This is a genomic window from Priestia flexa NBRC 15715 (assembly GCF_001591565.1).
GTDB classification, from domain to species: domain Bacteria; phylum Bacillota; class Bacilli; order Bacillales; family Bacillaceae_H; genus Priestia; species Priestia flexa.
Genome location: NZ_BCVD01000012.1, coordinates 1 through 26,825 on the forward strand (window position 1 = coordinate 1; position 26,825 = coordinate 26,825).

Sequence of the window (26,825 nt, forward strand, 5' to 3'; positions counted from 1 at the left end):
ATTATTCCACAGTAGCTCAGTGGTAGAGCAATCGGCTGTTAACCGATCGGTCGTAGGTTCGAGTCCTACCTGTGGAGCCATTATATTGGGGAAGTACTCAAGAGGCTGAAGAGGCGCCCCTGCTAAGGGTGTAGGTCGCGTAAGCGGCGCGAGGGTTCAAATCCCTCCTTCTCCGCCAGTCAATTTTAATAATGGCCCGTTGGTCAAGTGGTTAAGACACCGCCCTTTCACGGCGGTAACACGGGTTCGAATCCCGTACGGGTCATATCTAAAAAGGTTTGCATAAATGCAAACCTTTTTTATTTATTTGAAAACCGTCTAATAAATAGATGGTTTTTTTATTTTCGTAAAAATATTCAGAAAAGAAGGAAAAAACAGCTGCTTTATGGAATGTAAATTAGATAATAGAAATGATAGAAGAAAGGTTTATTTACTAGGTTAATTGTTATCAAGGAGGGGTATTTTTGAATTCGACTGTTCAACCTACTGATTTTGACATCCATCTTTATCACGAAGGAAATTTATTTCATAGTTATAAGCTTTTTGGGGCACATAAGTTAACAATAAACAGCACAGAGGGAGTACGTTTTTCTGTCTGGGCTCCTAATGCTTCTGCAGTAAGTATTGTGGGTGATTTTAATGAATGGAACGGTTTGAATCACCGGCTAGAGCGATTAAATTCTGAAGGGATATGGACAATATTCATTCCGTATCTTGAAGAGAATATGATTTATAAATATGAAATTACAACTCGTGATGGAACAAAACTACTAAAAGCTGATCCTTATGCTTTTCATAGTGAAGTAAGACCCGATACTGCTTCTAAAATTTATTATTTAGAAGGGTACAAGTGGGGAGATCAGTATTGGAAACGTAAGAAGAAACAACAAACTATTTATGAAAAGCCTATGTGTATTTACGAATTACATGCTGGTTCATGGAAAGTTCATGAGGATGGTGAACTATATACGTATCGTGAGTTAGCTGAAGAGTTAATTCCTTATGTAATAGAACAAGGGTTTACTCATATCGAACTATTACCTCTAGTTGAGCATCCGCTCGATAAATCTTGGGGGTACCAAGGAACTGGTTATTTTTCTGCAACCAGTCGATACGGTTCACCACATGATTTAATGTATTTTATTGACCAGTGTCATCAAAGCAGCATAGGTGTTCTTTTAGATTGGGTTCCAGGGCATTTTTGTAAAGATGCGCATGGATTATATATGTTTGATGGTTCACCCACGTATGAATATAAGAACGAATTAGATCGCGAAAACTATACATGGGGCACGGCTAATTTTGACTTAGGTAAACCGGAAGTACAAAGTTTCTTAATATCAAATGCACTTTTTTGGTTAGAATACTTTCACATTGATGGTTTTAGAGTCGATGCTGTTGCTAATATGTTATATTGGCCAAATTCTCATGAATTGGTTGAGAATCAATATGCTGTTCAATTCTTAAGAAAGCTGAATGAGGCGGTTTTTGCTTATGATTCGACTATCTTAATGATGGCTGAAGATTCAACGGATTGGCCATTAGTTACGGCTCCCACATATGACGGTGGGCTAGGTTTTAATTATAAATGGAACATGGGCTGGATGAACGATGTTTTAACTTATATGGAAGCCGACATTCATCAAAGAGCAAATCTTCATGAAAAAATGACTTTCTCTTTAATGTATGCCTTTAATGAAAACTTTATTTTACCATTCTCTCATGATGAAGTAGTTCATGGAAAGAAATCATTGTTAAATAAAATGCCTGGAGACTATTGGAGGAAATTTGCACAGCTTCGGTTATTATACGGTTATTTTATTGCTCATCCTGGCAAAAAATTGCTATTTATGGGCGGAGAATTTGGTCAGTTTGATGAGTGGAAAGACGCAAGTGATTTAGATTGGCAGCTATATGACTTTGATATGCACCAAAGTTTAAATAGCTATTTCAAAGAACTTCTTAAGATTTATAAACGAAGTAAACCACTTTATGAATTAGATCATCAAGAAGAGGGTTTCTCTTGGATTGATGTGAATAATCGAGAACAAAAAATCTTTTCATTTATTCGAACATCAACAAATAGTCAAGATAAGCTTGTTGTGGTATGTAACTTCTCAGATGTTCCATATCATGCATATAAAGTAGGTGTTCCTCTAAACACAGAATATGTTGAGGTCATCAATAGTGATCATGTTGATTTTGGAGGTTCTGGAGTTGTTAACCCAAAACCTTTAAAAGTAATCGAAGAAGGATTTCATGGTCTACCATTTCATATTGAAATGGATGTACCACCCTTTGGGATTAGCATCATGAGAACAAAGAAAAAACGGGGGGAGAGAAGAAACAATGTTAAAAAAGAAGTGCGTAGCGATGTTGTTGGCAGGAGGAAAAGGTAGTCGATTAAGTTCGCTTACAAAAAATTTAGCAAAGCCAGCTGTTCCATTTGGTGGGAAGTATCGAATTATTGATTTTGCGCTAAGCAATTGCTCCAACTCTGGGATTGAAACAGTTGGAATTTTAACGCAGTACCAGCCTTTACTCTTACACTCTTACATTGGTATTGGAAGCGCTTGGGACTTAGATAGAAGAAACGGAGGCGTTACTGTATTACCTCCTTATTCAGAGTCATCAGGGGTAAAGTGGTATAAAGGAACTGCTAGCGCTATTTATGAAAACCTAAACTACCTATGCCAGTATGAGCCTGAGTATGTGTTAATTTTATCAGGAGACCATATTTACAAAATGAATTATGAAAGTATGCTAGATTATCATATTGAAAAAGAAGCAGATGTATCTATCTCAGTAATTGAAGTTCCTTGGGATGAAGCAAGTAGGTTTGGAATTTTAAATACAAATGAAGCCTTAGAAGTTCAAGAATTTGATGAAAAGCCACAGTATCCAAAAAATAACTTGGCATCTATGGGTATTTATATTTTTAAATGGAATATTCTTAAAGAATATTTAGAAATGGATGCACGTAACCCTTATTCTAGTCATGACTTCGGAAAAGATGTCATTCCGCTATTGTTAGAAGAGAAAAAGCGTTTAATGGCATATCCATTTAAAGGATATTGGAAGGATGTAGGAACGGTTAAGAGTCTATGGGAAGCAAATATGGATTTATTAGATGAAAGTGATGAGCTCAATTTATTTGACTCTTCGTGGAAGGTCTATTCCGTAAATCCGAGTCAACCCCCTCAATACATTGCTCCAACAGCATGCGTCGTAGAATCATTAGTCAATGAAGGCTGCGTAGTTGAAGGTAGTATTGAACGTTCCGTGTTATTTCCAGGTGTACAAATTGGTAGTGGTTCAGAAATAAAGCGAAGCGTTGTGATGCCATCAGCAAAGGTTGGCGTAAACGTATATATTGAAAATGCTATTATTCCGTCAGACGTAATTATTCCAGATGGAACAATTATTAAGCCAACCAAGGGAAAAGAAGAAGTTATTTTAGTGACGAATGAACTGTTAGAGTCCATTTCATAACGCATTTAATTAACAGAGAGGATGAACTACATTGAATAATCAAATGCTAGGCATTATTGATGCTTGCACAACTACGAGCTCCTTACAACCATTAACTTTTTATCGTTCAATTGCGGCTGTTCCATTTGCAGGACGCTACCGATTAATTGATTTTATGCTATCAAACATGGTTAATTCTGGTGTGCAAAGCGTAGCTATATTTCCGAAAAATCGCTATCGTGCTCTTACCGACCATATTGGTTCAGGCAAGGAGTGGGATTTAGACCGAAAAAGAGATGGTCTATTCATTTTTCCACCTGTAAAAAACGATTTAAAATTAGAAGACCCATCGCTAATTGCTCAATTCCGCTATCATATTGATTATTTCCTTCGAAGTAAACAAGATTACGTTATTATTGCAAACAGCTATACCATTTGTACCATTGATTTTAACCAAGTATTAAAGCGTCATGTAGCTCAAGGTGCAGTTGTAACGTCAGTAGTGAACGGTAATACACCTCTAAATATATACATTATTAATAAAAAAGCGTTACTTGATATCCTACAAAATGAAACCCAAGACTTTGATACGATTACAGAGCTCGTACACTATCTTTCTTCGTCCTCGAAAGTGATCACGTATGAGCAAAATGGGTACCTTTCTCAAGTAGATTCGCTAGAAGCCTATTATAAAGCTAGTATGGATATTTTATCTGCAGAAACGTGGAAGCAGCTATTTTTAAGAACTCGTCCAGTCTATACAAAAACAAAAGATGAACCTCCAACACGCTATGCAAAAACAGCTGTCGTGAAAAATTCAATGATTGCTAACGGTTGCGTTATTGAAGGGCATGTGGAAAATAGTATTATTTTCCGAGGAGTAAAGATAGGAAAAGGTGCAGTTGTTAAAAATAGTATCGTGATGCAAAAAGGAGCTATTCTTGAGAATAGTGTATTAAACTATGTTGTTTTAGATAAAGATGTAAAAATAGGTAGTCATGAAGAGTTGAATGGTGAACCTAATCTACCAAGAGTATTAGCAAAAGGAACAGTTCAAGGAGCGTTGATGAATTCGTGAATGTATTATTTGCAGTGTCAGAATGTGTACCCTTTATTAAAACAGGGGGATTAGCAGACGTAGCTGGTGCTTTGCCTAAAGAATTGAAGCAGTTGGGTACTAACGTGTCCGTGATTATGCCTAAGTATAGCTTGATTTCTGAGAAGTACAGTGAGCAGATGACTCTAGAAAAAGTGATCTACGTCCAAGTTGGCTGGAGAAGACAATATTGTGGGATTTATACGCTAGAAATGAATGGTACTCAGTACATTTTTATCGATAATGAATACTATTTTAAAAGAGATAGTCTGTACGGTCATTATGATGATGCGGAGCGCTTTGCTTTTTTCTCCAAAGCGGTACTAGAGGCTATTCCAACTCTAGTAAATGAGCCGGATATTATTCATTGTCATGACTGGCATACAGCCATGATTCCGTTTCTATTAAGAGCACAATATAGTATGTATGACCATATTGAGACAGTATTCACCATTCATAACTTACAATTTCAGGGTATCTTTCCAAAGCAGAATTTATATGAGCTATTAAACTTAAATGAGTATCATTTTACGTCCAACCAGTTAGAGTTTTATGGCAATTTAAATTTTATGAAAGGCGGCATTGTCTCTGCGGATAAAATTACGACAGTGAGCCCAACTTATCGAAATGAAATCCAAATGCCTTATTATGGTGAAAAGTTAGATGGGTTACTAAGACAACGAGACCAGGATTTGATAGGGATTGTAAATGGTATTGATGACCAAGCCTATAATCCGGAAAATGATGAATTAATTGCATTTAACTACTCAGCTCAAGATTTAGCAGGTAAGTATAAGAATAAAGAAGATTTACAAGCATACCTTGGATTAGATGTGAGAAATGATGTTCCACTTGTTTCAATGGTCACGCGATTAACAAAGCAAAAAGGGTTAGATCTTGTAAAGCATGTTTTTCATGAAATAATTCGTTTAGATGCGCAGGTTGTTATACTGGGAACAGGTGAAGCAGAATTTGAATCATTTTTTAAAGAGATGGAATCTCAGTATCCCAATCAGGTAAAAGCAATTATTGGTTTTAATGAAGCGCTAGCGCATAAAGTGTATGCAGGATCAGATTTATTTTTAATGCCTTCAAAGTTTGAGCCATGTGGATTAGGTCAATTAATTGCGTTACGCTATGGTGCAATACCCATCGTTAGAGAAACAGGTGGGCTAAACGATACGGTCCTTTCGTATAATGAGTATACCTACGAAGGAAACGGATTTACTTTTGCAAACTATAACGCTCACGATATGCTTTACACAATTGAAAGGGCAATTTCCTTTTACAATGATAAGGACGTATGGGAGAAATTAATGCGAGACGCTATGAGTCAAGATTATAGCTGGGCGCAATCGGCATTTAAATACAATCAACTATATGCGAACTTAACATCTATTTCATCTTGAAAGGGTGATAAGCTTGTTCTCTAATAAAGAAAGCTTTCAAAAAGTATTTTTAAAAAAGTTAGAAATGACTTATGGGAAAAGCTTCAAAGAATCGACGGTACAAGATCAATACCATACGTTAGGAAATATGGTGAGAGAGTATATTAGTAGTGATTGGATTGCTACTAATGAGGCTCAGAGATCAAATCACTCAAAACAAGTGTATTATCTATCGATTGAATTTCTATTAGGCAGGCTATTAGGACAAAACTTACTTAATCTTGGAATAAAAGAAGTAGTTGAAGAAGGGTTAAAGGATTTAAATATTTCACTAGAAGAGATTGAGGAAATTGAAGCAGATGCTGGGTTAGGGAATGGTGGATTGGGCCGGTTAGCTGCTTGCTTTTTAGATTCTTTAGCCTCTTTAAATTTACCAGGGCATGGATGTGGAATTCGATATAAGCATGGGTTATTCGATCAAAAGATTGTGGATGGCTTTCAAGTAGAGTTACCTGAACAATGGCTTCGCCACGGTAACTCTTGGGAAGTGAGGAAAGTTGATCAATCCATTGAAGTGAACTTCTGGGGAGATGTTGAATATTACAGTGATAATGGCAAACTAGCATTTCGACATATTAACGGAGAGTCTATTTTAGCTGTGCCGTACGACATTCCTGTAGTAGGTTATGACACGACTACAGTGAATACGCTTCGACTTTGGAATGCAGAACCTGCCTCATTTCCAGTACATAAAGACGTAATGCAGTATAAAAGAGAAACGGAAGCAGTCTCTGAATTTTTATATCCAGATGACACCCATGAAGATGGTAAAATTTTAAGGTTAAAGCAGCAATATTTTCTTGTATCAGCTAGTTTGCAAAGTATTGTTCGTTCACATCGTATCGTATACGGGACGCTTGCCAATCTACATGAAAAAGTAGCTATTCATATTAATGACACTCACCCTGTATTAGCTATACCAGAGCTTATGCGCATTCTATTAGATGAGGAAAAGCTTAGCTGGGATGATGCTTGGCATATTACTACACAAACAATCTCATATACGAATCATACAACGTTATCTGAAGCTTTAGAAAAATGGCCAATTCATTTATTTAAGCCACTTCTTCCTCGCATTTATATGATTGTGGAAGAAATTAACCAGCGCTTTTGTGAAGAGTTGTGGAAACGATATCCTTATCAATGGAAAAGAATTGAGGATATGGCAATTATCGCACATGATATGGTGAAAATGGCTCATTTAGCTATTGTAGGCAGCCATAAAGTAAACGGTGTAGCTAAAATACACACCGATATTTTGAAAAAGCGAGAAATGAAAAACTTCTTTGATTTCTATCCACAGAAATTTATTAATAAAACAAATGGTATTACTCATAGACGATGGCTGTTAAAGGCGAATCCAGAATTATCAATACTTCTCAATGAAACCATTGGTGATGAATGGGTGAAAAACCCTTACGCATTAAAACAGTTGGAACCTTATGCTCAAGATAAAAATTTTAAAGACCAATTAAAAAAAGTAAAGCAACAGCGAAAAGATATTTTAAGCGAAGTTATCAAAAAGCAAACTGGTATTGAAATAAATCCACAATCAATCTTTGATGTGCAGGTGAAGAGACTGCATGCTTATAAGCGACAGTTGCTAAATGTACTTCATATTATGTACCTGTACAATCGTTTAAAAGAGGATTCTAACTTTAAAATTGTACCGAGAACGTTCATCTTTGGGGCAAAAGCTTCCCCAGGATATTATTATGCTAAGAAGGTTATTAAGTTAATTAACTCAGTGGCTGATGTAGTAAATAGTGATCCCGTCACATCGCCGTTTTTAAAAGTTGTTTTTCTCGAAAACTACCGTGTTTCTTTAGCTGAAGATGTGTTTACAGCAGCGGATGTTAGTGAACAAATCTCAACTGCTAGTAAAGAAGCATCAGGAACAGGGAATATGAAATTTATGATGAACGGTGCTTTAACCGTTGGAACAATGGATGGAGCAAACGTAGAAATTGCGGAAGTTGTTGGAGAAAATAATATGTTTATCTTTGGCTTATCATCCGAGGAAGTTCTACACTATCAACAAAACGGTGGGTATCGTTCATTTGATTATTACCATCATGATCAACGAATCAAAAAAGTGTTAGAGCAGCTTATAAACGGCTTTTTTAAGAATACTTATGATTTATTTGAGCCAATTTATGATTCTTTGTTAATGCAAAATGATGAATACTATGTACTGAGAGACTTTGCGTCCTACGTTCAAGCACAGGAAAAAGTAAATCAAGCATATGGTGACAAAGACAAGTGGTTTGAAATGAGTGCGTTAAACATTGCTCAATCAGGTTATTTCTCTAGTGATCGCACAATATCAGAATATGCAAAGGAAATTTGGGAGATTAATTCATCAAAACAAATATTATCATACTAAAAAAGGAGCCTTTAGGCTCCTTTTTATCTATTGTCACCACTTAAGAAATTCCCTTAAAGGTATATTCAACATAAAAAAACAGGAGTATTACGCTACTCCTGTTAATCTGTATAATGTTCTTTCTCGTGAGAAGGGAGGTCACCAAAAGTGGTCATGATGCCTTCTTCATCTAAGCTTTGCTCATACTCTTCATGCTGCTTGGACGGATAGACAACAATTTCTTTTCCATATAAATCAGTACCTACAAAGTTCTCATAGTCTTCTACATAACCGACGTTTTCGTCATGCTCAATATATGTGTCGTTATAAGAAGAAATATCTCCTTCAAAATCAGATGGGGACTCAGACGTTCCATACCTCTCTACGTCTTGCCAAGAATCTTCTGCGTCATATTCAGTTGCTCCGGAAGTGTCCAGGTCGTATTGTCCAAATGGATGACGAAGATTTAATTCTTCGATAGGTCTTTGGTGTGATGTTTCCTGAGATGGACTATGCTCTTTACAATACAACGTGGTAGGAACTGCTTCTAGTCGTTCAAAGCTAATATCCTTCCCACATGTTTTACATTTTCCATATGTGGTTGCCTCCATCGCATTTAAAGCAGTCTTAATTTCCTCTAGCTCTTCCCGTGTATGTTCATATAATGCAATGTCTTTTTCCCGTTCATAAATTTCACTCGCCATATCTCCAGGGTGGTTATCATAACTTGATAACTCCCCTGTTGAATCATGTAAACTTTGGGATGTTAATCCAAAATCATTATTATCTTTTAACTGGTTTAGTAAGTTTTCCTGCTCAGTTAATAATACGTCCCTTAATTGGTTTAGCTGCTTGTTGGAAATCATAAAAATTCTCTCCCTTTTCCCTTGAATTACTCAATTCCACATTATTATGTGTTAAATGATTTAAAAAAATTAAGCTCTATCGTGTTTCACATGTGAAATGATTGGCATTTATGATGAAATGTGTAATGACTTCTTCCATTAGTTATGGAAAAACTAGGTGGTAGATACTTTCAATGATGAAGGAGAGTTGATACTTTCCGTAGTTATATCACGTAACGCAGAAACCAAGAGCACAAACTCGTTAACTTCTGATGAGATATGATACAATCTTATCAAAGGAATTCAGTTGTCAAACTAGATTTTTTTACAACGAAAGTTTATAATAAATTGGTTAAAGACTTACGAGATTATAAACGGGGGGACGTAGTGTGATTGCAATAACTGAACAGTTAATACATGATCATTTATCAAAGGCAATTGAATGTGCCAGAAATGAAAGTAATACAAAACTTGTCAGCGTAGTCAAAAAAGTAAGACCTATTGACCCCCTTATTTTTTATGCAAACGGCTATAGACAGTTTTGTAAAGAACGTTTCTTTTGGAGAGATCCGAACCAACAGTACACGTTCGTTGGATTAGGAAGAGCTTATACGCTGTCTTCCAAAGAAGGGTCTGCGCGTTTTTTTGATACAGAAAAACAATGGAAGCGCTTTAAAAAAGATATTTTATATACAAATAACGTAGAATTTCCAAATGGTACAGGTCCTCTGCTTTTTGGAGGATTCTCATTTGATCCTTATCAAAAAAAGGACAGCTATTGGACGGATTTTTCCAATAGTAAATTTGTAATTCCTTCTGTTCTGTATACAGAGGCAGATGGAAATGGGTATCTAAGTATAAACATTAAAGTAAGTGGTGAAGACAATATACAAGATCACCTTAAGCACATTGAAGAGCTTGAAGGATTGTTAATAAATCAAGAGTATGATGGCAGTAGTTACTCATCACCTTTACTATTAACAAAAGAAGAAATTGATGTACAAAGGTTTACAAAAAATGTTCAAAATGCTACTTCCTTAATTCAACAAGAAAAAATTGAAAAAGTCGTGCTAGCTCGACAGTTAAAAGCAACATTTACTGAAGCAATTTCGACAGAGTACGTTATTCAGCGTTTACTGAGAGAGCAGCCTACAAGCTACACCTTCATTTTTGAGAATGAAAACCAACATTTTGTTGGTGCATCTCCAGAGCGTTTGGTGCAGAAAGAAGGAGACTATGTTTTTTCAACTTGTTTAGCGGGTTCCATTAAGCGAGGAAAAACACGTAAAGAAGATGCGCTTCTAGGTGATGAGCTTTTAAATGACCAAAAAAATTTAATTGAGCATGACGTGGTCGTGCATATGATTAAAGAAGCGATGGACGCCTATTGTATGGAAGTAGAAATACCTATGCAGCCAACATTGTATAAAACGAAGCATATCCAACATCTCTATACACCTGTACGAGGTAAAATCAAGAAAGGTGTGACATTGTTTTCTCTGTTGAAAGAGCTCCACCCAACACCTGCTCTAGGAGGATATCCGCAAAAAGAATCCTTGTCCATTATTCGAAAGTTAGAGCCGTTCGATCGTGGATGGTATGCAGCTCCAATTGGGTGGATTGATATTAACGGTAACGGAGAGTTTATTGTTGGGATTCGTTCAGGTGTAATTGAACGACAACAAGCGATGCTTTTTGCAGGGTGTGGGATTGTAGCAGATTCGACACCTGAGAGTGAATACGAAGAAACAACGATTAAATTTAATCCAATGCTATCAGCTTTAGGGGGTATAGCAAGTGGACCATACTGATCAGTTAACTGCTTACGTAGCAGCTTTTGTAGACGAACTAGCTAAATTAGGTGTAAATCATGTTGTGGTAAGCCCTGGTTCTCGCTCAACACCGATTGCTATGTTAATGTCTGAGCATGAAAAGATAAAAGTTCATTTAAATATTGATGAGCGCTCGGCTGGATTTTTTGCTTTAGGTATGGCAAAAGCAAAAAATCAGCCTGTTGCGCTTGTTTGTACATCTGGAACAGCTGCTGCAAATTATTTTCCAGCAGTTGTCGAAGCACATCACTCAAGGGTTCCTCTACTTGTCATTACGGCAGATCGTCCGCATGAACTGCGTGAGGTAGGAGCTCCACAGGCAATTAATCAACAATACTTATTTAGTCATTATGCAAAGTGGTTTGTGGATACAGCTTTACCAGAAGCTGCGGAAGAGGCAATTCGTTATATTCGAACTGTGGCTGGAAGAGCTGTTAGCGTTTCAGCTGGTGCTCCAAAAGGTCCTGTTCATATTAACATGCCGCTTCGTGAACCAATTGTTCCAAATCTTTCTTTAGAAAATTTATGGAGCTTACATGAGCGTGACAACTCGTACGTTTCGTTTAATAAGGGAAATCCAATGCTTTCTAGTCAAGCTTTTGCGCATATTGGTCAGTTCATAAAAGACGAAACAAAAGGTTTGATCATATGTGGAGATCAGCTAAAGGGGGAAGATAAACAGGCTATTGTAGAGTTAGCAAATTATCTTCAATTTCCAATTATTGCGGATCCACTCTCGCAGATGAGAAGCGGTGATCATGCTAAAAATCTCGTTATCGATACGTACGATTCTTTTTTGAAAAAAGAAGGAATTCAACCGCTATTGAAGCCAGAAGTTGTCATTCGGTTTGGTGCCATGCCTGTATCAAAGGGTTTGACTTTATTTTTAAAAGCGTATGAGCCAAAAGCTGTTTTTGTAGTAGATGAAAGTAATGGATGGCGAGATCCTACACTTCGCTCAACGCATATGATTCAGTGCAACGAAGGGTTATTCGCTCGTGAATTACCAAAGTATATAGGAAGTAAGAAATCTTCTAATTCATGGAGTGAAAAGTGGATTGAATTAAATAAGCAGGTTAAGGATTCGTTAAAAATCAACTTACAAGATAAGTGGTTTGAAGGTAGCATTGTACAGGAACTATCAAAGCTTTTACCAGCTAATTCGGCTTTGTTTATTGGCAACTCAATGCCAATAAGAGATGTAGATTCGTTTTTCTTTGCGACAGATAAACCAATTCACTTATTTGCAAATCGCGGTGCTAATGGCATTGATGGTGTTGTTTCATCAGCTTTAGGTGTTAGCACGGAATATGAACATACTGTACTTTTAATTGGGGACTTATCTTTTTACCATGATTTAAACGGCTTGCTCGCTGCTAAAATGCATAATCTTAACTTAACAGTCGTGCTCATTAACAATGATGGCGGGGGAATCTTTTCATTTTTACCTCAGTCAAAAGAAGAGAAGCATTTTGAGTTTTTATTCGGTACGCCAACAGGTCTACAGTTTGAACATGCTGCAAAGTTATATGAGGGTACATTTAGTAGAGCCTATACAGCAGATGAGCTTCACTGCGCATTAAAAGCTTCGTTTAAAGAGGGTGGCTTGCACATTATTGAAGTGCCAACAGCTCGCAAAGAAAATGTCGAAATACATCGTGAAATCTGGAGTGACGTTTCCCAGGTAATAAATTTGTCTGAATTTGAGGAATAAGAGATGTATTATAGATATGAAGATGTTTCGTACCATGTTGAAGTACAAGGGAAAGGAACTCCCCTTTTGTTATTGCATGGCTTTACAGGTTCCTCTCAAACTTGGAGTACATTTACGAAGTCTTGGGCACGTTATTATGAGGTTATTACAATTGATATTATTGGACATGGAAAGACAGATTCCCCTAGCGATGTAGCTCCATATAAAATGACTCAGATGATGAACGTTATTGTAAGTCTTCTAGATAGGCTCCGAATTGAAAAGGCCTTTGTTCTTGGCTATTCAATGGGAGCGCGTCTAGCGTTGGCATTTTCCATTCATTATCCAGAACGAGTGAAAGCGCTCATTCTAGAGAGTGGATCACCGGGCTTAAAAACACAGCCGGAGCGAATGGCAAGGCAAGCTGCTGATGAAGAATTAGCTGCGTTCATTAGGGAGCAAGGTGTGTTGAAGTTTGTGGACTACTGGGAAAGCATCCCCATGTTTAAAACTCAAAAGCGCATGCCTGAAAAAGATCAAGCACTAGTTCGTCAAGAGAGGTTGGCTCAATGTAAGCTCGGGTTAGCAAATAGTCTAATTGGTATGGGAACTGGAGCTCAACAATCTTATTGGGAGAAGTTACATACCTTGTTGCTTCCTGTCCTGTTAATTACAGGTGAACTTGATCAGAAATTTTGTGAAATCGCAAAAGACATGTCTAACCAGCTCAAATTTTGTAGGTATAAAGTTGTTTTAAACACTGGCCACGCAATTCATGTGGAACAACCAAGAATTTTTGGTAAAATAGTAAGTGAGTTTTTATCACAACATGAGGAGGAAGAAAGATGACAGTTGAATGGGTATCTCAACGTAATTATGAAGATATTTTGTATGAAACATATAATGGAATTGCAAAAATTACAATTAATCGTCCAGAAGTACGAAATGCTTTCCGTCCAAAAACGGTAATGGAATTAATTAATGCTTTTGCATATGCGCGTGATGATTCAAGCGTTGGTGTAATTGTGCTAGCTGGTGCTGGAGACAAAGCATTTTGTTCTGGTGGAGACCAAAAAGTACGCGGGCATGGTGGTTATGTAGGGGAAGACGAAATTCCTCGCTTAAACGTATTAGACTTACAGCGATTAATTCGCGTTATTCCAAAACCAGTTGTTGCGATGGTTTCAGGCTATGCAATCGGTGGAGGTCATGTTTTACATATCGTATGTGACTTAACAATTGCTGCAGATAATGCAATTTTTGGCCAAACGGGTCCAAAAGTTGGAAGCTTTGACGCTGGATATGGTTCAGGCTATTTAGCGCGTATTGTTGGTCATAAAAAAGCGCGTGAAATTTGGTATCTATGCCGTCAATACAATGCGCAAGAGGCACTTGAAATGGGACTTGTTAACACTGTTGTACCATTAGAAGAGCTAGAAGCAGAAACAATTAAATGGTGTGAAGAAATGTTAGAAAAGAGCCCAACAGCTCTACGTTTCTTAAAAGCTGCATTTAATGCTGATACAGATGGATTAGCTGGTATACAGCAATTTGCTGGAGACGCTACGCTTTTATATTACACAACTGATGAAGCAAAAGAGGGTCGTGACGCATTCAAAGAAAAGCGCAACCCAGACTTCAAACAGTTCCCACGTTTCCCATAATGCTCAAAACAGCTTGATGACATTCATCAAGCTGTTTTTTCTATGGAAAGGAGAATAGAAGCATGAATTTGTTACCTAATTGGTTAAGTCAACGAGCGAAAGTAACACCTAACCGAGTTGCGGTGGACTTAGAAGCGGAATCGATTACATTTTTACAGCTGCATAAACGAGTGGTGAAGCGAGCTTTTCAATTAGCGAGCTATGGGATAAAAAAAGGTCACACAGTTGCTATATATATGAAGAACCGAATAGAATATATTGAATTAATTCATGCTTTAGCTTATATAGGAGCAAAAGCACTATTACTCAATACGCGTTTAAAGCAGCAAGAGATTCAGTATCAATGTAGCGATGCAAAAGCGAACTTTCTTGTTGTGGATGAGAGTTATGAAGAAACCATACTGCTTTCAGGAACAGAACTAATTCAGCTACAAGACCTTATCTATCGACACGAAAAAGAAATTGTGCTTCAATCTCAGTATGATTTAAATGATACGTATACAATTATGTATACGTCAGGTACTACAGGTAACCCAAAAGGAGTTATGCAGTCTTATGGAAATCACTGGTGGAGTGCTACTGGGTCATCCCTAAACCTTGGACTTCAGACAAATGACTGCTGGCTCGTTGCTGTGCCTTTGTTTCATATTAGCGGTTTTTCTATTTTAATGAGAAATGTTATTTATGGGATGAGAATTGTATTACACTCAAAGTTTGAAGCTATACAAGCAAACGCTGCTATTGAAACAAAAGGTGTGACCATTATGTCGGTCGTAACTTCGATGCTGACCCAAATGTTAAAGGAACTAGGTGGCAGAAAATATCCTGAATCATTTCGCTGCATGTTAGCAGGAGGAGGTCCCGTGCCAAGAGTTCTCTTGGACGACTGTATAGAGAAAGGAATCCCTGTCTACCAGACGTATGGCATGACAGAGACTTCTTCTCAGTTTGTAACGTTAGCTCCAGAAGATAGTATTCAAAAACTTGGATCTGCAGGAAAGCCCCTGATGCCTTGCCAGCTTAAGATTGTAAATGCTAACGGTGAGGAAGTAATGAATGGTATAGAAGGTGAAATTGCTGTGAAAGGCCCTAACGTAACGTCTGGGTACCTTAATAAACCAGAAGAAACAGACAAAGCAATAAAAAATGGTTGGTTTTATACAGGAGATATCGGCAAACTTGATGAAGATGGATTTTTATACGTATTAGATAGAAGATCAGATTTAATTATTTCAGGTGGAGAAAATATCTATCCAGCAGAAATTGAGAGCACTCTATTAAAGCACCCACTTATTGCAGAAGCCGGGGTTACAGGGCTGCCTCATAAACAGTGGGGACAAGTTCCAGCAGCTTTTTTAGTAGTTACATCGCCAATAAAAAAAGAAGAGTTACAGGCATATTGTCAGTCGATGTTAGCCAATTATAAAGTACCAAAGTATTATTTTATTGTTGATGATCTACCAAGAACCGCTTCCAATAAAATTATTAGACGAAAATTACCTCAGCGTATAGAACAGGGGCGTCAACTATGATTGAAATCCATAAAGCAACCATTCATGCTATTGAATTGAACCTATTATCACCGTTTTCAACTAGTTATGGAACTGTGACAAATCGAGAACTGCTTCTTTTAGAAGTAGAAGATATAAGCGGTGAAGCAGGCTGGGGAGAAGTGGTAGCATTTTCAACTCCTTGGTACACAGAAGAAACCATCCAAACGTGCTTTCATATGCTCAATGATTTTTTACTTCCGGCTTTAATTGGAAAGCGATTAACGACGCCTTTAGACCTACAGGAAATATTTAATCCGATTAAGCGAAACCATATGAGTAAAGCAGCAATAGATTGTGCGGTGTGGGATTTGTTTGCTAAGAAGAACAATAAGTCTCTATCTCAAGCTCTTGGTGGCACAAAAGAAGCTGTAGAAGCTGGTGTAGTAGTTGGACTCGATGATATTCATAAGATGGTTCATAAAATAGATGAACACTTGAAAGCTGGATATAAACGTTTTAAAGTAAAGATTAAGCCTGGAGCTGATTATGACCTTATTAAGCAAATTAGAAATCATTATCCAAAACTGCCGCTGATGGTAGATGCAAACTCTGCTTACTCCTTAAATGATTTGAATTTGCTTCAAAAGCTAGATGAATTTGACCTTATGATGATTGAACAGCCATTAGATTCTAGTGATATTATCGATCACCGTCATTTACAACAGCAGCTACGCACGCCCGTTTGCTTAGATGAAAGCATTGTGTCTTATGATGATGCTAGAAAAGCAATTGAGTTAGGGAGCTGTCAAGTTATTAATGTAAAAGTTGGACGGGTAGGCGGCTTAACAGAAGCAAAACGAATTCATGACTTGTGCCAGAAAAGTAATGTTCGACTATGGGTAGGGGGAATGCTGGAATCGGGTATATCAAGAGCTCATAATATTGCATTAGCTTCATTAGAGAATTTCACGATACCTGGAGACATTTCAGCTTCTTCACGCTATTGGAACAAAGATGTCATTCTTCCAGAAGTAGAAGTGGATGATGGGTTAATTCATGTGCCAAAAGAACCAGGCATTGGCTATCGGGTGGATAGGATATTTTTAAATAAAGTTTCCACATATCAAAAAACATATGCATAATGTAAATCCACTTTAAAAGTGGATTTTTTATTGTGAGTTCGGTTTTTAAAAAAATTTTCTTTTTATTTATATAGCAGCTGTCTAGTCATGTGAAAAAAAGTTTGATTAAATTTCATAAATCAAATAGTACAACCAATCCGAGAAAACATGTTATGATGGAATAGTTTGATGAAAAATAAGACTGTTTGTAGTGGCTAGTTGCTAATACCTAACAAAACTTTTAAAAATTTCTTTTTTTACATATGTTTAGGAAACCTTACTTAACAAAGGCGTAAATCAGTATGTTAAGTAAGGGTGGGGTAAATGTGCGGGAATTTATTTTGAAAAAGATATTGTAGTTCTGTAAGTTGTCCCTTATAATGTGTTTATAACACAACATCTTGTTTTTGATTAAAACTTCATATACTATATTTTGTGTTTTCCAGTAGAAAAGGTGTCTGAAAAAAGACTTAAAAGGGAATTTGGTGTAAATCCAAAACTGTCCCCGCAACTGTGAATGCTGATGAAATAAGGAATAGCCACTGTGAGTAACGATCATGGGAAGGCCTTAGAGTAAAGCGAAGCATAAGTCAGGAGACCTGCCTTTTTTATGACGTTTTATCTTCTTCGGGAGGTGAGAGGATAGAGCGAGGATTGAGAAAAGACATTTTGTCTTCTTTTATCTTCGTTCTATTCGCTCACTGCGTCAGGTGAGCGATTTTTTTATGCTGGAGAAAAAGGAGGAACTTATTTTTATGATTAATACAACAGATTTAAATAAACTTGAAAAAGTAAATTATGATATGAAACTACTTGGTGAAAAATTTCCACAACTTGATTTTTCATGGTATGAGGAAAAGGTAGTAGAAACAGTTGCTGCGAAAGAGAATATGACGGACGAAAAAATAGCAAATGTTTTTATTTTAGCAGCACTTGAGCGAATTTCAATGGATGAGCCAGATTGGACATATGTAGCAGCTCATATCTATTTACAAGAGCTATATCGCAAAGCTGCCGCCAATAGAAAATACGATCAAGCTGAAAGGTACGGCTCATTTTATAAGCTTATTACAGAGCTTACAGATATGGGGATTTATAGTACACAGCTTTTGGATACATACTCTGTGGAAGAGATTAATGAGCTAGGCTTAGCCATTGATTATACAAAAGATAGCCTATTTACGTATATTGGCCTGTTGACATTAGCTGATCGCTATTTAGCAACATCACATGATAAGCGTGTATACGAGCTACCGCAGGAACGCTTTTTAATTATTGCTATGACACTCATGGCAAATGAAAAGAAAGAAGAGCGTTTAGCGCTGGTAAAAGAGTCATATTGGGCACTTTCAAACCTTTACATGACAGTGGCAACGCCGACATTAGCGAACGCAGGAAAAAGCTATGGACAGCTATCAAGCTGCTTTATTGATACGGTTGATGATAGTTTACGAGGTATCTATGATAGCAATACGGACTTAGCTACGCTAAGTAAAAACGGTGGTGGAATTGGCGTATATCTAGGTCATATCCGTAGCCGAGGTAGCGATATAAAAGGGTTTAAGGGCGTATCATCAGGAACAATTCCTTGGATGAAACAGCTTAATAACACAGCAGTTAGTGTTGATCAACTGGGTCAACGTCAAGGGGCAATTGCTGTATATCTAGACGTATGGCATAAGGATATTTTTTCTTTCTTAGATGCACGTTTAAACAATGGAGACGAGCGTCAGCGTACGCATGACTTATTTACTGGCGTTTGCTTGCCGGATTTATTCATGGAAGCTGTTGAAAAACGTGAAGACTGGTACTTGTTTGATCCTCATGAAGTTCGTACGGTAATGGGTTACTCGCTAGAAGATTTCTATGATGAAGAGGAAGGCAGCGGCTCCTTTAGAAATCGTTATCGTGAATGTATTGAAAATGAATCCCTATCAAGAGAAAAAGTGCCTGCGATTGAAATTTTTAAACGAATTATGATTTCACAATTAGAAACAGGAACACCATATATGTTCTACCGTGATACAGTGAACCGTGCTAACCAAAACCGTCATGAGGGCATGATTTATTGCAGTAACTTATGTACAGAAATTACGCAAAATCAAAGCATGACAACAGTGGTTGAAGAAATCACAGAAGATGGAAAAATCGTCATTACAAAGCAACCAGGTGACTTTGTCGTTTGCAATCTATCGTCTATCAACTTAGCACGTGCAGTAACGGAAGATGTACTTGAACGCCTTGTGCCCATTCAAGTTCGTATGCTAGATAACGTAATTGAACTGAATAACCTTCCAGTTCTACAGGCAAAACTAACAAACCAACGCTATCGTGCTATCGGTTTAGGTACGTTTGGCTGGAACCATTTATTAGCTCTACAAAAGATCGCTTGGGAAACAGAAGAAGCTGTTCAGTATTGCGATGAGTTATATGAAAAAATTGCTTACCTAACGATTCAATCAAGCATGGAGCTTGCAGAAGAAAAAGGAGCATACCCTCTATTTGAAGGGTCCGATTGGGAAACAGGAGCTTATTTTGCAGCACGCGGTTACGAAAGTAATCAGTGGAATGAGCTACAGGCGCTTGTGAAAGAAAAGGGAATTCGAAACGGATATTTAATGGCCGTTGCGCCGAATTCATCTACTTCCATCATTGCTGGGTCTACGGCTAGTATTGATCCGATTTTCCGTAAGTTCTATTCAGAAGAGAAGAAAAACTATAAAATTCCAGTTACTGCTCCAGATTTGTCACCGGAAACGAATTGGTATTATAAGTCTGTTTATTTAATCGACCAACATTGGAGCATTAAGCAAAATGCAAAGCGTCAGCGTCATATTGACCAATCTATATCGTTTAACATTTATGTTCAAAATGATATTCGTGCAAAAGATTTACTAGATTTACACATGACTGCATGGAAAGAAAAGCTAAAAACAACGTATTATGTTCGCTCTACGTCTAGCGAAGTAATTGATGAGTGTGAAAGCTGCCATAGCTAAGAAAGGAGTCGATTTTGTTGACGAACAGTCTAAAGAAACGTGAGATTATGAATGAAAATGCCCCGAACCGCTCAACGGGAATTATTAATGGTGAAACCTCAAATATTTTAAACTGGGATGATGTACGATTTTCTTGGGCGTTTCCAAAGTATAAGCGCATGCTAGCTAATTTCTGGACACCGTTTGAAATTAATATGGGACAGGACATCAAACAGTTTCCACAGCTTACAGCGGATGAACAGGAGAGCTTTTTAAAGATTATTGGTTTGTTGGCTTTATTGGACAGCATCCAGTCAGATTATGCGAGCAAAGTTGCTGATTATGTTACGGATTCTTCAATCAATGCGCTGATGATTATTTTAGCTCAGCAGGAAGTTGTTCATAATCACTCTTATTCATATGTATTATCAAGCTTAGTGCCAAAAGCTAAGCAAGATGAAGTATTTGAATATTGGCGTACGGATGAAAAGCTTCGTGCACGCAATGACTTTGTGACAAATGGTTATAAAGCATTCGCTGAAGAGGCAACAGTTGAAAACTTTTTAAAGTCCATTGTATATGATGTTATTTTAGAAGGTCTGTTCTTCTATAGTGGGTTTGCGTTTTTCTACAACTTAGCACGCAATCAAAAAATGGTTGCCACATCCACGATGATTAACTATATTAATCGTGATGAGCAGCTTCATGTGGGGTTATTTGAAAAAATCTTTAAAGAAGTGCTAAATGAAAATCCAGAACAGCGTACGGCTGAGCTTGAAGAGTTTGTTACTTCAACATTCCGACAAGCTGCCCAGCTTGAAATTGAATGGGCTGAGTCAGTCATTGGTGAGAAGTTTGATGGAATTACGATGAAAGATATTCGTCAATACATCGAATATATGGCAAATAAACGCTGTAATCAAATGGGATTTGGGCGCGTAGCGTTTCCTGATGCACCAATTGAAAATCCGCTGCGTTGGATTGTTGCGTATCAAGAGGTTGACCTTGGTAAGACAGACTTCTTTGAGCAAAAGTCAAGACAATATACAAAAGCATCAGATGTAAATGGATTTGATGATTTGTAAAATAAAGAAGCTGACTAAATGGCTACAACAGTTTTAGTCAGCTACCTGTGTTGAAATAAGGCCTAGTTCAATAGCACGAGTAGTGATAAGTAGGTCAATTTCAGGTGGAATGGTTTCTAATGTTCCACATTCATACTGCCATAAATGAGCAAATGATTGCACATAAATGGGGAACGTTTGTTTATTGGCTTTAACAGCTTCTGCTTTGAAAAAATGAACAAGTTGATTGGTATTCATATATTACCTTCACTTTCGTTGATATGAAAAAGGACAACCCGCGTGGTTGTCCTTTTTTATTAATTAGGAATAGAACAAAGTTTGTTTTAGGATAACCGATTTAAAGATCTTCAGGTTTAAATGTTTTACAATCTGTTTCGCGGCTATTAGAAGCCTTTTTACCAGCATGGCTGACTACGTAAATTTCGTCTGCTCCACAACGGTTGCCTTGCTTCCAATAATGACAGTTATTCACTTCACAAAGAACGTTTTGTGACATATATTCCCCTCCTTTATACGCGTGATATATGTAGTATGGTCAATTTTCATTATTGTTATAATCGAGAGATTAGAAAATTAATTGAGAATTTTTATCAATTAATAATTGACAAAGAGAATCATTCTCAATTATTCTATGTATATAGCAAACAAGATTAAATCATCGTTAAGATTTTAAATAAACTTAATTTTATCGTATAGGAGGAGAAATACATGTCATCAGTTATGGTTGTTGGAGGAGATCGTTTAAAGCATATTACAGATCGGTTAGCAGGTGAGGGGTTTAACGAAGTTATTCATCTTGATGGAAGAAAAAGTAATATGGTGAAGCGAGAAATTCCGGATCATATTGGTTTTGTACTTGTGATTACAGATTTTATTAACCACAACATGGCAAAGGTCATTAAAGAAAAAGCGAAAAAGCAGCAAAAGCCAATTTATTTTGTTAAGCATTCATGGAGCGCAATTCGCAAAGTAATTGAACAAGTATCATAAAGGATAAAGCAACAGGTGATTTTATAAAGCGTGGTGACAGGATGCAATTAAAAGTTCAAATCAAAACCTTGGCTAGTCATCATATTGAAGAGTTTATTCAATGCCCTTATAAATTTTATCAGAGGCAGCTTAAAGCTCGTAAACACCAACTGGTTGATTGGCGAAGTCTCGTCAGCGTAACCATTCATAAGGTTGTCAAAGAATATTATGCAAAAGCGCCATATGAAAGATCTGCATATTTTATTTTACAATTAATTGAAAGGTATTGGTCCAAGCTCTCACCGGAACTTTTCCAATCGAAAATTCATTACTATGAAGTCCTAGCATCGGTGAGTGATCATTTGTTAACGTTTCTTATGAGTGAATTGCAAGATGATACGCCACTATTTGTTTATGAAAAATATGGAGTATACGTTCCTGAATTAGAAACAAATATTTCACTGTTAATTGATGCAGCATATTGGTCGGATTCTTCTTATGAAGTAACAAAGTTTCTAATTGATGATCAATCAGAAGTAAAAGAAATGCTGACAGCCTTTATGATGGTTTTTACCAAGCATGCATTCAATAGAATGCCAAAAGCTATTCATTTCTATTCACTTCTAACAGGGAAGAGAGAGACTGTTGAAATTGTATCTGAAAATTATTTAGAGTCAGTTAATAAACTGAAAATGATGAAAGATGTACTAGAAGAGCCAAAGTTTTTTCAAAAGACAAGTTCGTTACAAGAGTGCAAAAATTGTCCACTTCGATTTGAGTGCATCACAGATTCAACTATTCAAGCTGAGAAACTAACAATGTTTATGTGAAAAAGGTGGCACCTTAATGACAGAAGGCTTAAAAGTAGAGCTTGCTCCATATGGAGAAGATGTAGAAAAGTGTAAAGCGTATGCACTTAATATTGCAGCAAACATAATAAAAGAAGTAAAGAACAGATAAATCGTTCTTTACTTCTTTAGTTTAATACGGCTTCTTTCCAATATACTTTCGGTTGTCTTTCATAAACAAGCGCCAAAAATAGTAGAATCCAGGGAATAAAATAGCAAATCCTACAATGTACGTGATGAATAATGAGCGAAAAGCATCAGGATGGGTAAATCCTGTTTCGATGGTTACATTCGGATAAATAACATATGGTAAATGACCTTTTCCATATACATAGCTCGCTAAAAAATACTGAAGAACAATCGCAACAACTGCTAGTCTAGGCATTCCTTTTCCTTTTGATGATGGAAGTAAAAGAGCTCCGCCTGCTACTAGGAATAAAAACAAGGAAATAAATAAGATGGGTTTGTCTTCCATCATGTTATTATAAAGCCAAGTGGCTTCCATACGCAGTGTCAGCATAATGAGAATGGCCATGACAAGTGATATAGGACCTGTGATGAGCGCATCTCTTCTATATACCTCATATGCTTCCATTTCATCTGAGGACTTGGAGTAATCAGCTAAAAGCAATGAGGATAGAAATAACGAAGAGCTGACAGCAAATCCTATAAAAGCATATACGTTTGGACTGGTAAATACTTTGAGTAAGTTTAGTTTTTCAACTCCATCAATGGTATCGATGTAACCGCCTTGGCTAATTGGTAAAACAGCAATTAAAAACGCTGGAATCAACACGCCTGATAGACCAGAAATATAAACGAGAGCCTTTTGATGGCGAGCTCCCTTAGTATAATTTGAAAATACAAGGAAACCACTTCTAAGTGCTAAAAGCAATAGAATAATACTTCCTGGAATTAATAGAACAGTTCCAAGCGTAAACGTAGCTCCAGGAAAGAAGCTAAATAAACCAACTACAATTGCAACGATAAATACATTCGTTACTTCCCAAGTTGGAGAGAGATAGCGGTTAGCGATGTTTGTAGCATTGGTTTTTTCACGATTAATGTAAACCATTGACCAAAATCCCGCTCCAAAATCCATTGTTCCCATAACAGCATAAATAAAAATAAATCCCCAAATGACCGTGATGGCAAGTAGTGAATCACCCATATTAATTCCACATCCTTTTAGTTCATATCTGCAAGCTCTTTCTCCAATGGATTACGCTTGAAGTAATAAATAAGAACAAGTGAAACAGCAACAACGAGTATAGCGTATACAATTAAAAATAGAGCAAATAAAAATTCTAAATTAGCAGAGGTTGTAACGGATTCAGAGGTCTTCATAATTCGGTAAATTACCCAAGGTTGTCGACCTGTACATGCGAAAATCCAGCCGAATTCTACTGATAGGATGGCCAAAGGACCAGAAATAACAAATGCCCACATTAACCACTTTGGAAAACCACGCTTTTTCATAAATTTATACCAAGCAATTCCTAGGATAGATAGTAGAATAAGCAGTGATCCAATCCCTACCATACCGTTAAAAAGAGTATGGATGAAAAGGGGGGGCCAGTATTCTTCTGGAAAATCATTGAGTCCCGCAACAACCGTATCAAAGCGATCATCTGCTAGAAAGCTTAGTGCCCATGGAATTTCAATTCCCCATTTGACGGTTTGAGTTTCACGATCTGTAAATCCCCCAATAGTGAGCGGTGCATAGTCGGTCGTTTCAAATAAACCTTCTGCACCTGCAAGCTTTTCTGGCTGATATTCATAAAGAAGCTGCGCAGATTCATGCCCATTTAGAGCTGTTAAAAATGAAAATATCCCTCCAACGATTAGCCCCATCATTAGTGCTTTTTGGTGAAAACGATAAAGTCTAGGCTCTTTACGAGAGCGAAGCATCTTAAATGCAGCGATGGATGCAATAACGAAGGCACCCGTCGCATAAGCAGATACAGCAACGTGTCCAGCTGTTGTGATAAAACTTGGGTTAAAGAAAGCTCCCCACGGATCGACATCTGTAATTTCGCCATTTACAATTCGAAAGCCGGCCGGAGTTCCTTCAAACGCATGGACGTTTGTAATCAACACAGCTGAAGCTACAGCTCCAATAGCTACAAGTATAAGGCTTACAATTCGCATTGTTCGCGAAATTCGATCAGCTGCATACACGTAGATAGACAAAAAGAGTGCTTCAATAAAAAAAGCATAGATTTCAATTTGAAAAGGTAATGACATAACTTTCCCAACAACTTCCATGAAACCTGGCCATAGTAAGGCTAGCTGTACTCCAGCAATAGTTCCTGTTGGGATAGCAACGCCTAGTAAAATCGCTGCGCCTTTTGTCCAACGCTTTGCCATTAGCTCATAATCTTTGTCTTTTGTGCGCTGATAGAGAAGTTCTGCTAATAAAATCATTAAAGGAATTCCTACGCCTAACGTAGCAAAAATAATGTGAACTCCCATGGTCATACCAAACATCGAACGAGCAGTTACTAAATGTTCCATTGAAATACAACCTTTCCAATCAAGTATTGATAAGCCTTATTGTCCACTTTTTACCACGATTTATTCATCAATAAATTTTTGAAACAGAATAATTGAAAATAATAATCATTACGATATAATAGATGTATATCTTATTAAAGGAGAGGATTATAAGATGAAACCAAATATTCATCCAGACTACCGAAAAGTAGTGTTTATGGATACAAATAGCGGATTTAAATTTCTATCAGGTTCTACAATGCACTCTTCAGAGACAACGGAATGGGAAGATGGTCAAACATATCCATTAATTAAAGTGGAGGTAAGTTCTGATACACACCCATTTTATACTGGTAGACAGAAGTTTGCTGATAAAGGCGGACGTGCAGAGCGCTTCATGCAAAAATACAATATGAAACAAAAATAACTAGCTAATGGGCTAGTTATTTTTGTTTGTATTTAGTTTAACGCTTTTTGAAGTGTTTCAATGTTTTTATCCATAATTGAGAAGTAATCTTCCTTGTTTGCTACATCATCTTTTGTTGCAGACTCCAGGTTATGAAGGGTAAGCGCTTCTGCACCTACTTCTTTTTGAACAAGCTTAGATACTTTAGGCTCTAAGTTTTGATCGAAAATAAAATATTTAATGTTATGCTCATTTGCTTCTTTAATAATAGACTGTAGCTGCTTTTGTGACGGCTCATTTGTTGGAGATAAGCCGGCCACACTAATTTGAGTTAAGCCATAACGTTTTTCCCAGTATCCATATGCAGCGTGGGAAACTAAAATTTCTTTGTGCTTTCCTTCAGAAATAGTTGTTTCTAGCTTTTGATCAAGTTCCTCTAGCTGAGCCTTTAAGTCTTCATAATTTTTTTCAAACTCTTCTTTTGCTTCTGGTTTTAGTTCTATTAATTCATTCTTAATGTTTTCAGCTAATTGAATTGATAAGACCGGGTCTAACCAGATGTGTGGGTCCGTATCTCCGTGACCATGAGCGTGTTCATCTTCATGAGCATGTTCATCTTCATCAGAATGCGTACTTTCAGCTAACTCAATACCTTTAGCTGCTTCTACCATAGCCACATCTTCATTTTTTAAGGTATCTTGCGCTTTATCAGCAAAGCCTTCTAATCCAATGCCGGAATAAATGAAAGCATCACCTTTAGCGATTTCTACTATATCCTTTGTTGTTGGTTCGTAAGAGTGAGCATCTACTCCAGGAGGAAGTACACTCTCAACATTTACTTCATCTCCACCAATTTTCTTAGTGAAATCTTGCAGTGGAAAAATAGTTGTATAAACCGTTAATTTATCGTCTTTACTGCTTGCTTGTTCATCTGAATTGTCAGCACCGCATCCAGCTAAAAATGCTGCTGTACCTAATGCTAATGCCATAAATGTAGCTTTAACTTTCATATATA

22 protein-coding genes, 3 tRNA genes and 1 riboswitch are annotated in these 26,825 nt (G+C 37.1%); of the genes, 19 read left to right on the forward strand and 6 right to left on the reverse strand.

The genetic code is table 11. From position 1 onward, the window contains the following. The first annotated feature begins 5 nt into the window (after nucleotides 1-5). The 8 genes from BFL01S_RS03535 (at nucleotide 6) to BFL01S_RS03570 (ending at nucleotide 8,401) form a co-directional block, all read left to right on the forward strand. Nucleotides 6-80 (forward strand) — tRNA-Asn (locus BFL01S_RS03535). A 7-nt stretch (nucleotides 81-87) separates the two neighbouring features. Next, nucleotides 88-178: transfer RNA gene (locus BFL01S_RS03540), tRNA-Ser, on the forward strand. A 15-nt stretch (nucleotides 179-193) separates the two neighbouring features. Beyond that, a tRNA-Glu gene (locus BFL01S_RS03545) sits at nucleotides 194-265 on the forward strand. Between the two features lie 199 nt (nucleotides 266-464). Further along, on the forward strand, nucleotides 465-2,399 hold the full coding sequence (gene glgB / locus BFL01S_RS03550) for a 1,4-alpha-glucan branching enzyme (protein WP_061784903.1): 1,935 nt from the start codon (nucleotides 465-467) through the stop codon (nucleotides 2,397-2,399). Continuing rightward, nucleotides 2,350-3,492, forward strand: a complete 1,143-nt coding sequence (locus tag BFL01S_RS03555; RefSeq protein ID WP_061784904.1) for a glucose-1-phosphate adenylyltransferase — start codon at nucleotides 2,350-2,352, stop codon at nucleotides 3,490-3,492. The genes glgB and BFL01S_RS03555 overlap by 50 nt, the downstream gene beginning before the upstream one ends. Nucleotides 3,493-3,523: 31 nt before the next feature. Next, nucleotides 3,524-4,549 carry a GlgC family sugar phosphate nucleotidyltransferase gene (locus tag BFL01S_RS03560; RefSeq protein ID WP_061784905.1) on the forward strand — a complete coding sequence of 342 codons (1,026 nt, stop codon included), beginning with the start codon at nucleotides 3,524-3,526 and terminating at the stop codon, nucleotides 4,547-4,549. After that, nucleotides 4,546-5,976 carry a glycogen synthase GlgA gene (gene glgA, locus BFL01S_RS03565; RefSeq protein WP_025911887.1) on the forward strand — a complete coding sequence of 477 codons (1,431 nt, stop codon included), beginning with the start codon at nucleotides 4,546-4,548 and terminating at the stop codon, nucleotides 5,974-5,976. The genes BFL01S_RS03560 and glgA overlap by 4 nt, the downstream gene beginning before the upstream one ends. 13 nt (nucleotides 5,977-5,989) lie before the next feature. Further along, on the forward strand, nucleotides 5,990-8,401 hold the full coding sequence (locus BFL01S_RS03570; RefSeq protein ID WP_061784906.1) for a glycogen/starch/alpha-glucan phosphorylase: 2,412 nt from the start codon (nucleotides 5,990-5,992) through the stop codon (nucleotides 8,399-8,401). Between the two features lie 101 nt (nucleotides 8,402-8,502). Here BFL01S_RS03570 and BFL01S_RS03575 read toward each other — a convergent pair whose 3' ends face one another. Then, nucleotides 8,503-9,246, reverse strand: a complete 744-nt coding sequence (locus tag BFL01S_RS03575) for a TraR/DksA C4-type zinc finger protein (RefSeq protein ID WP_061784907.1) — start codon at nucleotides 9,244-9,246, stop codon at nucleotides 8,503-8,505. Between the two features lie 368 nt (nucleotides 9,247-9,614). Here BFL01S_RS03575 and BFL01S_RS03580 point away from each other — a divergent pair, with 368 nt between their 5' ends. The 8 genes from BFL01S_RS03580 to BFL01S_RS03615 all read left to right on the forward strand — a co-directional run bounded on the left by BFL01S_RS03580 (nucleotide 9,615) and on the right by BFL01S_RS03615 (nucleotide 21,091). Beyond that, nucleotides 9,615-11,036: an isochorismate synthase gene (locus BFL01S_RS03580; RefSeq protein ID WP_061784908.1), complete on the forward strand. Its 1,422-nt coding sequence runs from the start codon at nucleotides 9,615-9,617 to the stop codon at nucleotides 11,034-11,036. Beyond that, entirely contained in the window at nucleotides 11,023-12,771 is a 1,749-nt protein-coding gene (gene menD / locus BFL01S_RS03585) for a 2-succinyl-5-enolpyruvyl-6-hydroxy-3-cyclohexene-1-carboxylic-acid synthase (protein WP_061784909.1), read from the forward strand. The genes BFL01S_RS03580 and menD overlap by 14 nt, the downstream gene beginning before the upstream one ends. A gap of 3 nt (nucleotides 12,772-12,774) precedes the next feature. Beyond that, on the forward strand, nucleotides 12,775-13,599 hold the full coding sequence (menH, locus tag BFL01S_RS03590; RefSeq protein ID WP_061784910.1) for a 2-succinyl-6-hydroxy-2,4-cyclohexadiene-1-carboxylate synthase: 825 nt from the start codon (nucleotides 12,775-12,777) through the stop codon (nucleotides 13,597-13,599). Beyond that, complete coding sequence (gene menB, locus BFL01S_RS03595; RefSeq protein WP_025911893.1) at nucleotides 13,596-14,414, forward strand: 1,4-dihydroxy-2-naphthoyl-CoA synthase; 819 nt, start codon at nucleotides 13,596-13,598, stop codon at nucleotides 14,412-14,414. Before menH ends, menB begins: the two co-directional genes overlap by 4 nt. 62 nt (nucleotides 14,415-14,476) lie before the next feature. Next, nucleotides 14,477-15,946 carry an o-succinylbenzoate--CoA ligase gene (locus BFL01S_RS03600; RefSeq protein ID WP_061784911.1) on the forward strand — a complete coding sequence of 490 codons (1,470 nt, stop codon included), beginning with the start codon at nucleotides 14,477-14,479 and terminating at the stop codon, nucleotides 15,944-15,946. Next, nucleotides 15,943-17,049 carry an o-succinylbenzoate synthase gene (gene menC, locus BFL01S_RS03605; protein WP_035321466.1) on the forward strand — a complete coding sequence of 369 codons (1,107 nt, stop codon included), beginning with the start codon at nucleotides 15,943-15,945 and terminating at the stop codon, nucleotides 17,047-17,049. The genes BFL01S_RS03600 and menC overlap by 4 nt, the downstream gene beginning before the upstream one ends. Before the next feature lie 414 nt (nucleotides 17,050-17,463). Further along, nucleotides 17,464-17,649: riboswitch (cobalamin riboswitch) on the forward strand. 182 nt (nucleotides 17,650-17,831) lie between these two features. After that, the gene (locus BFL01S_RS03610) at nucleotides 17,832-20,027 is read left to right on the forward strand and encodes a ribonucleoside-diphosphate reductase subunit alpha (protein ID WP_235859199.1); all 2,196 of its coding nucleotides are present in this window, start codon (nucleotides 17,832-17,834) and stop codon (nucleotides 20,025-20,027) included. 17 nt (nucleotides 20,028-20,044) lie between these two features. After that, complete coding sequence (locus BFL01S_RS03615) at nucleotides 20,045-21,091, forward strand: ribonucleotide-diphosphate reductase subunit beta (RefSeq protein ID WP_025911899.1); 1,047 nt, start codon at nucleotides 20,045-20,047, stop codon at nucleotides 21,089-21,091. A gap of 33 nt (nucleotides 21,092-21,124) precedes the next feature. Here the strand turns inward: BFL01S_RS03615 and BFL01S_RS03620 are convergent, their stop codons facing one another. Beyond that, on the reverse strand, nucleotides 21,125-21,328 hold the full coding sequence (locus tag BFL01S_RS03620) for a hypothetical protein (protein WP_025911900.1): 204 nt from the start codon (nucleotides 21,326-21,328) through the stop codon (nucleotides 21,125-21,127). A 100-nt stretch (nucleotides 21,329-21,428) separates the two neighbouring features. Next, entirely contained in the window at nucleotides 21,429-21,587 is a 159-nt protein-coding gene (locus tag BFL01S_RS19850) for a DUF1540 domain-containing protein (RefSeq protein WP_064484027.1), read from the reverse strand. Nucleotides 21,588-21,799: 212 nt separating this feature from the next. Here BFL01S_RS19850 and BFL01S_RS03625 point away from each other — a divergent pair, with 212 nt between their 5' ends. Beyond that, nucleotides 21,800-22,081 carry a DUF2325 domain-containing protein gene (locus BFL01S_RS03625; RefSeq protein WP_025911901.1) on the forward strand — a complete coding sequence of 94 codons (282 nt, stop codon included), beginning with the start codon at nucleotides 21,800-21,802 and terminating at the stop codon, nucleotides 22,079-22,081. Nucleotides 22,082-22,122: 41 nt separating this feature from the next. Continuing rightward, nucleotides 22,123-22,890: a PD-(D/E)XK nuclease family protein gene (locus BFL01S_RS03630; protein ID WP_061784913.1), complete on the forward strand. Its 768-nt coding sequence runs from the start codon at nucleotides 22,123-22,125 to the stop codon at nucleotides 22,888-22,890. A gap of 151 nt (nucleotides 22,891-23,041) precedes the next feature. Here the strand turns inward: BFL01S_RS03630 and BFL01S_RS03635 are convergent, their stop codons facing one another. Together BFL01S_RS03635 and BFL01S_RS03640 are read right to left on the reverse strand one after the other, a co-directional pair. Further along, nucleotides 23,042-24,079 carry a cytochrome d ubiquinol oxidase subunit II gene (locus tag BFL01S_RS03635; protein WP_025911903.1) on the reverse strand — a complete coding sequence of 346 codons (1,038 nt, stop codon included), beginning with the start codon at nucleotides 24,077-24,079 and terminating at the stop codon, nucleotides 23,042-23,044. Nucleotides 24,080-24,096: 17 nt separating this feature from the next. After that, nucleotides 24,097-25,425 (reverse strand): cytochrome ubiquinol oxidase subunit I, encoded by a 1,329-nt coding sequence (locus tag BFL01S_RS03640; protein ID WP_061784914.1) that lies wholly within the window; start codon nucleotides 25,423-25,425, stop codon nucleotides 24,097-24,099. A 154-nt stretch (nucleotides 25,426-25,579) separates the two neighbouring features. Between BFL01S_RS03640 and BFL01S_RS03645 the strand changes: the two genes are divergently transcribed. Next, the gene (locus BFL01S_RS03645; protein ID WP_025911905.1) at nucleotides 25,580-25,831 is read left to right on the forward strand and encodes a type B 50S ribosomal protein L31; all 252 of its coding nucleotides are present in this window, start codon (nucleotides 25,580-25,582) and stop codon (nucleotides 25,829-25,831) included. A 32-nt stretch (nucleotides 25,832-25,863) separates the two neighbouring features. Here BFL01S_RS03645 and BFL01S_RS03650 read toward each other — a convergent pair whose 3' ends face one another. Then, nucleotides 25,864-26,820, reverse strand: a complete 957-nt coding sequence (locus tag BFL01S_RS03650; protein ID WP_061784915.1) for a metal ABC transporter substrate-binding protein — start codon at nucleotides 26,818-26,820, stop codon at nucleotides 25,864-25,866. Between the last annotated feature and the right edge of the window lie 5 nt (nucleotides 26,821-26,825).

Excerpts from the sequence above, each read along its gene's own strand:
- BFL01S_RS03635 (WP_025911903.1), bottom strand. The coding sequence starts at position 24,079 with ATGGGTGATTCACTACTTGCCATCACGGTCATTTGGGGATTTATTTTT.
- menH (WP_061784910.1), top strand. The coding sequence starts at position 12,775 with ATGTATTATAGATATGAAGATGTTTCGTACCATGTTGAAGTACAAGGG.
- BFL01S_RS03620 (WP_025911900.1), bottom strand. The coding sequence starts at position 21,328 with ATGAATACCAATCAACTTGTTCATTTTTTCAAAGCAGAAGCTGTTAAA.
- menC (WP_035321466.1), top strand. The coding sequence starts at position 15,943 with ATGATTGAAATCCATAAAGCAACCATTCATGCTATTGAATTGAACCTA.
- BFL01S_RS03600 (WP_061784911.1), top strand. The coding sequence starts at position 14,477 with ATGAATTTGTTACCTAATTGGTTAAGTCAACGAGCGAAAGTAACACCT.
- BFL01S_RS03630 (WP_061784913.1), top strand. The coding sequence starts at position 22,123 with ATGCAATTAAAAGTTCAAATCAAAACCTTGGCTAGTCATCATATTGAA.
- BFL01S_RS03625 (WP_025911901.1), top strand. The coding sequence starts at position 21,800 with ATGTCATCAGTTATGGTTGTTGGAGGAGATCGTTTAAAGCATATTACA.
- BFL01S_RS03645 (WP_025911905.1), top strand. The coding sequence starts at position 25,580 with ATGAAACCAAATATTCATCCAGACTACCGAAAAGTAGTGTTTATGGAT.
- BFL01S_RS03640 (WP_061784914.1), bottom strand. The coding sequence starts at position 25,425 with ATGGAACATTTAGTAACTGCTCGTTCGATGTTTGGTATGACCATGGGA.
- BFL01S_RS03610 (WP_235859199.1), top strand. The coding sequence starts at position 17,832 with ATGAAACTACTTGGTGAAAAATTTCCACAACTTGATTTTTCATGGTAT.
- BFL01S_RS03575 (WP_061784907.1), bottom strand. The coding sequence starts at position 9,246 with ATGATTTCCAACAAGCAGCTAAACCAATTAAGGGACGTATTATTAACT.
- menB (WP_025911893.1), top strand. The coding sequence starts at position 13,596 with ATGACAGTTGAATGGGTATCTCAACGTAATTATGAAGATATTTTGTAT.
- BFL01S_RS03555 (WP_061784904.1), top strand. The coding sequence starts at position 2,350 with ATGTTAAAAAAGAAGTGCGTAGCGATGTTGTTGGCAGGAGGAAAAGGT.
- BFL01S_RS03650 (WP_061784915.1), bottom strand. The coding sequence starts at position 26,820 with ATGAAAGTTAAAGCTACATTTATGGCATTAGCATTAGGTACAGCAGCA.
- BFL01S_RS19850 (WP_064484027.1), bottom strand. The coding sequence starts at position 21,587 with ATGTCACAAAACGTTCTTTGTGAAGTGAATAACTGTCATTATTGGAAG.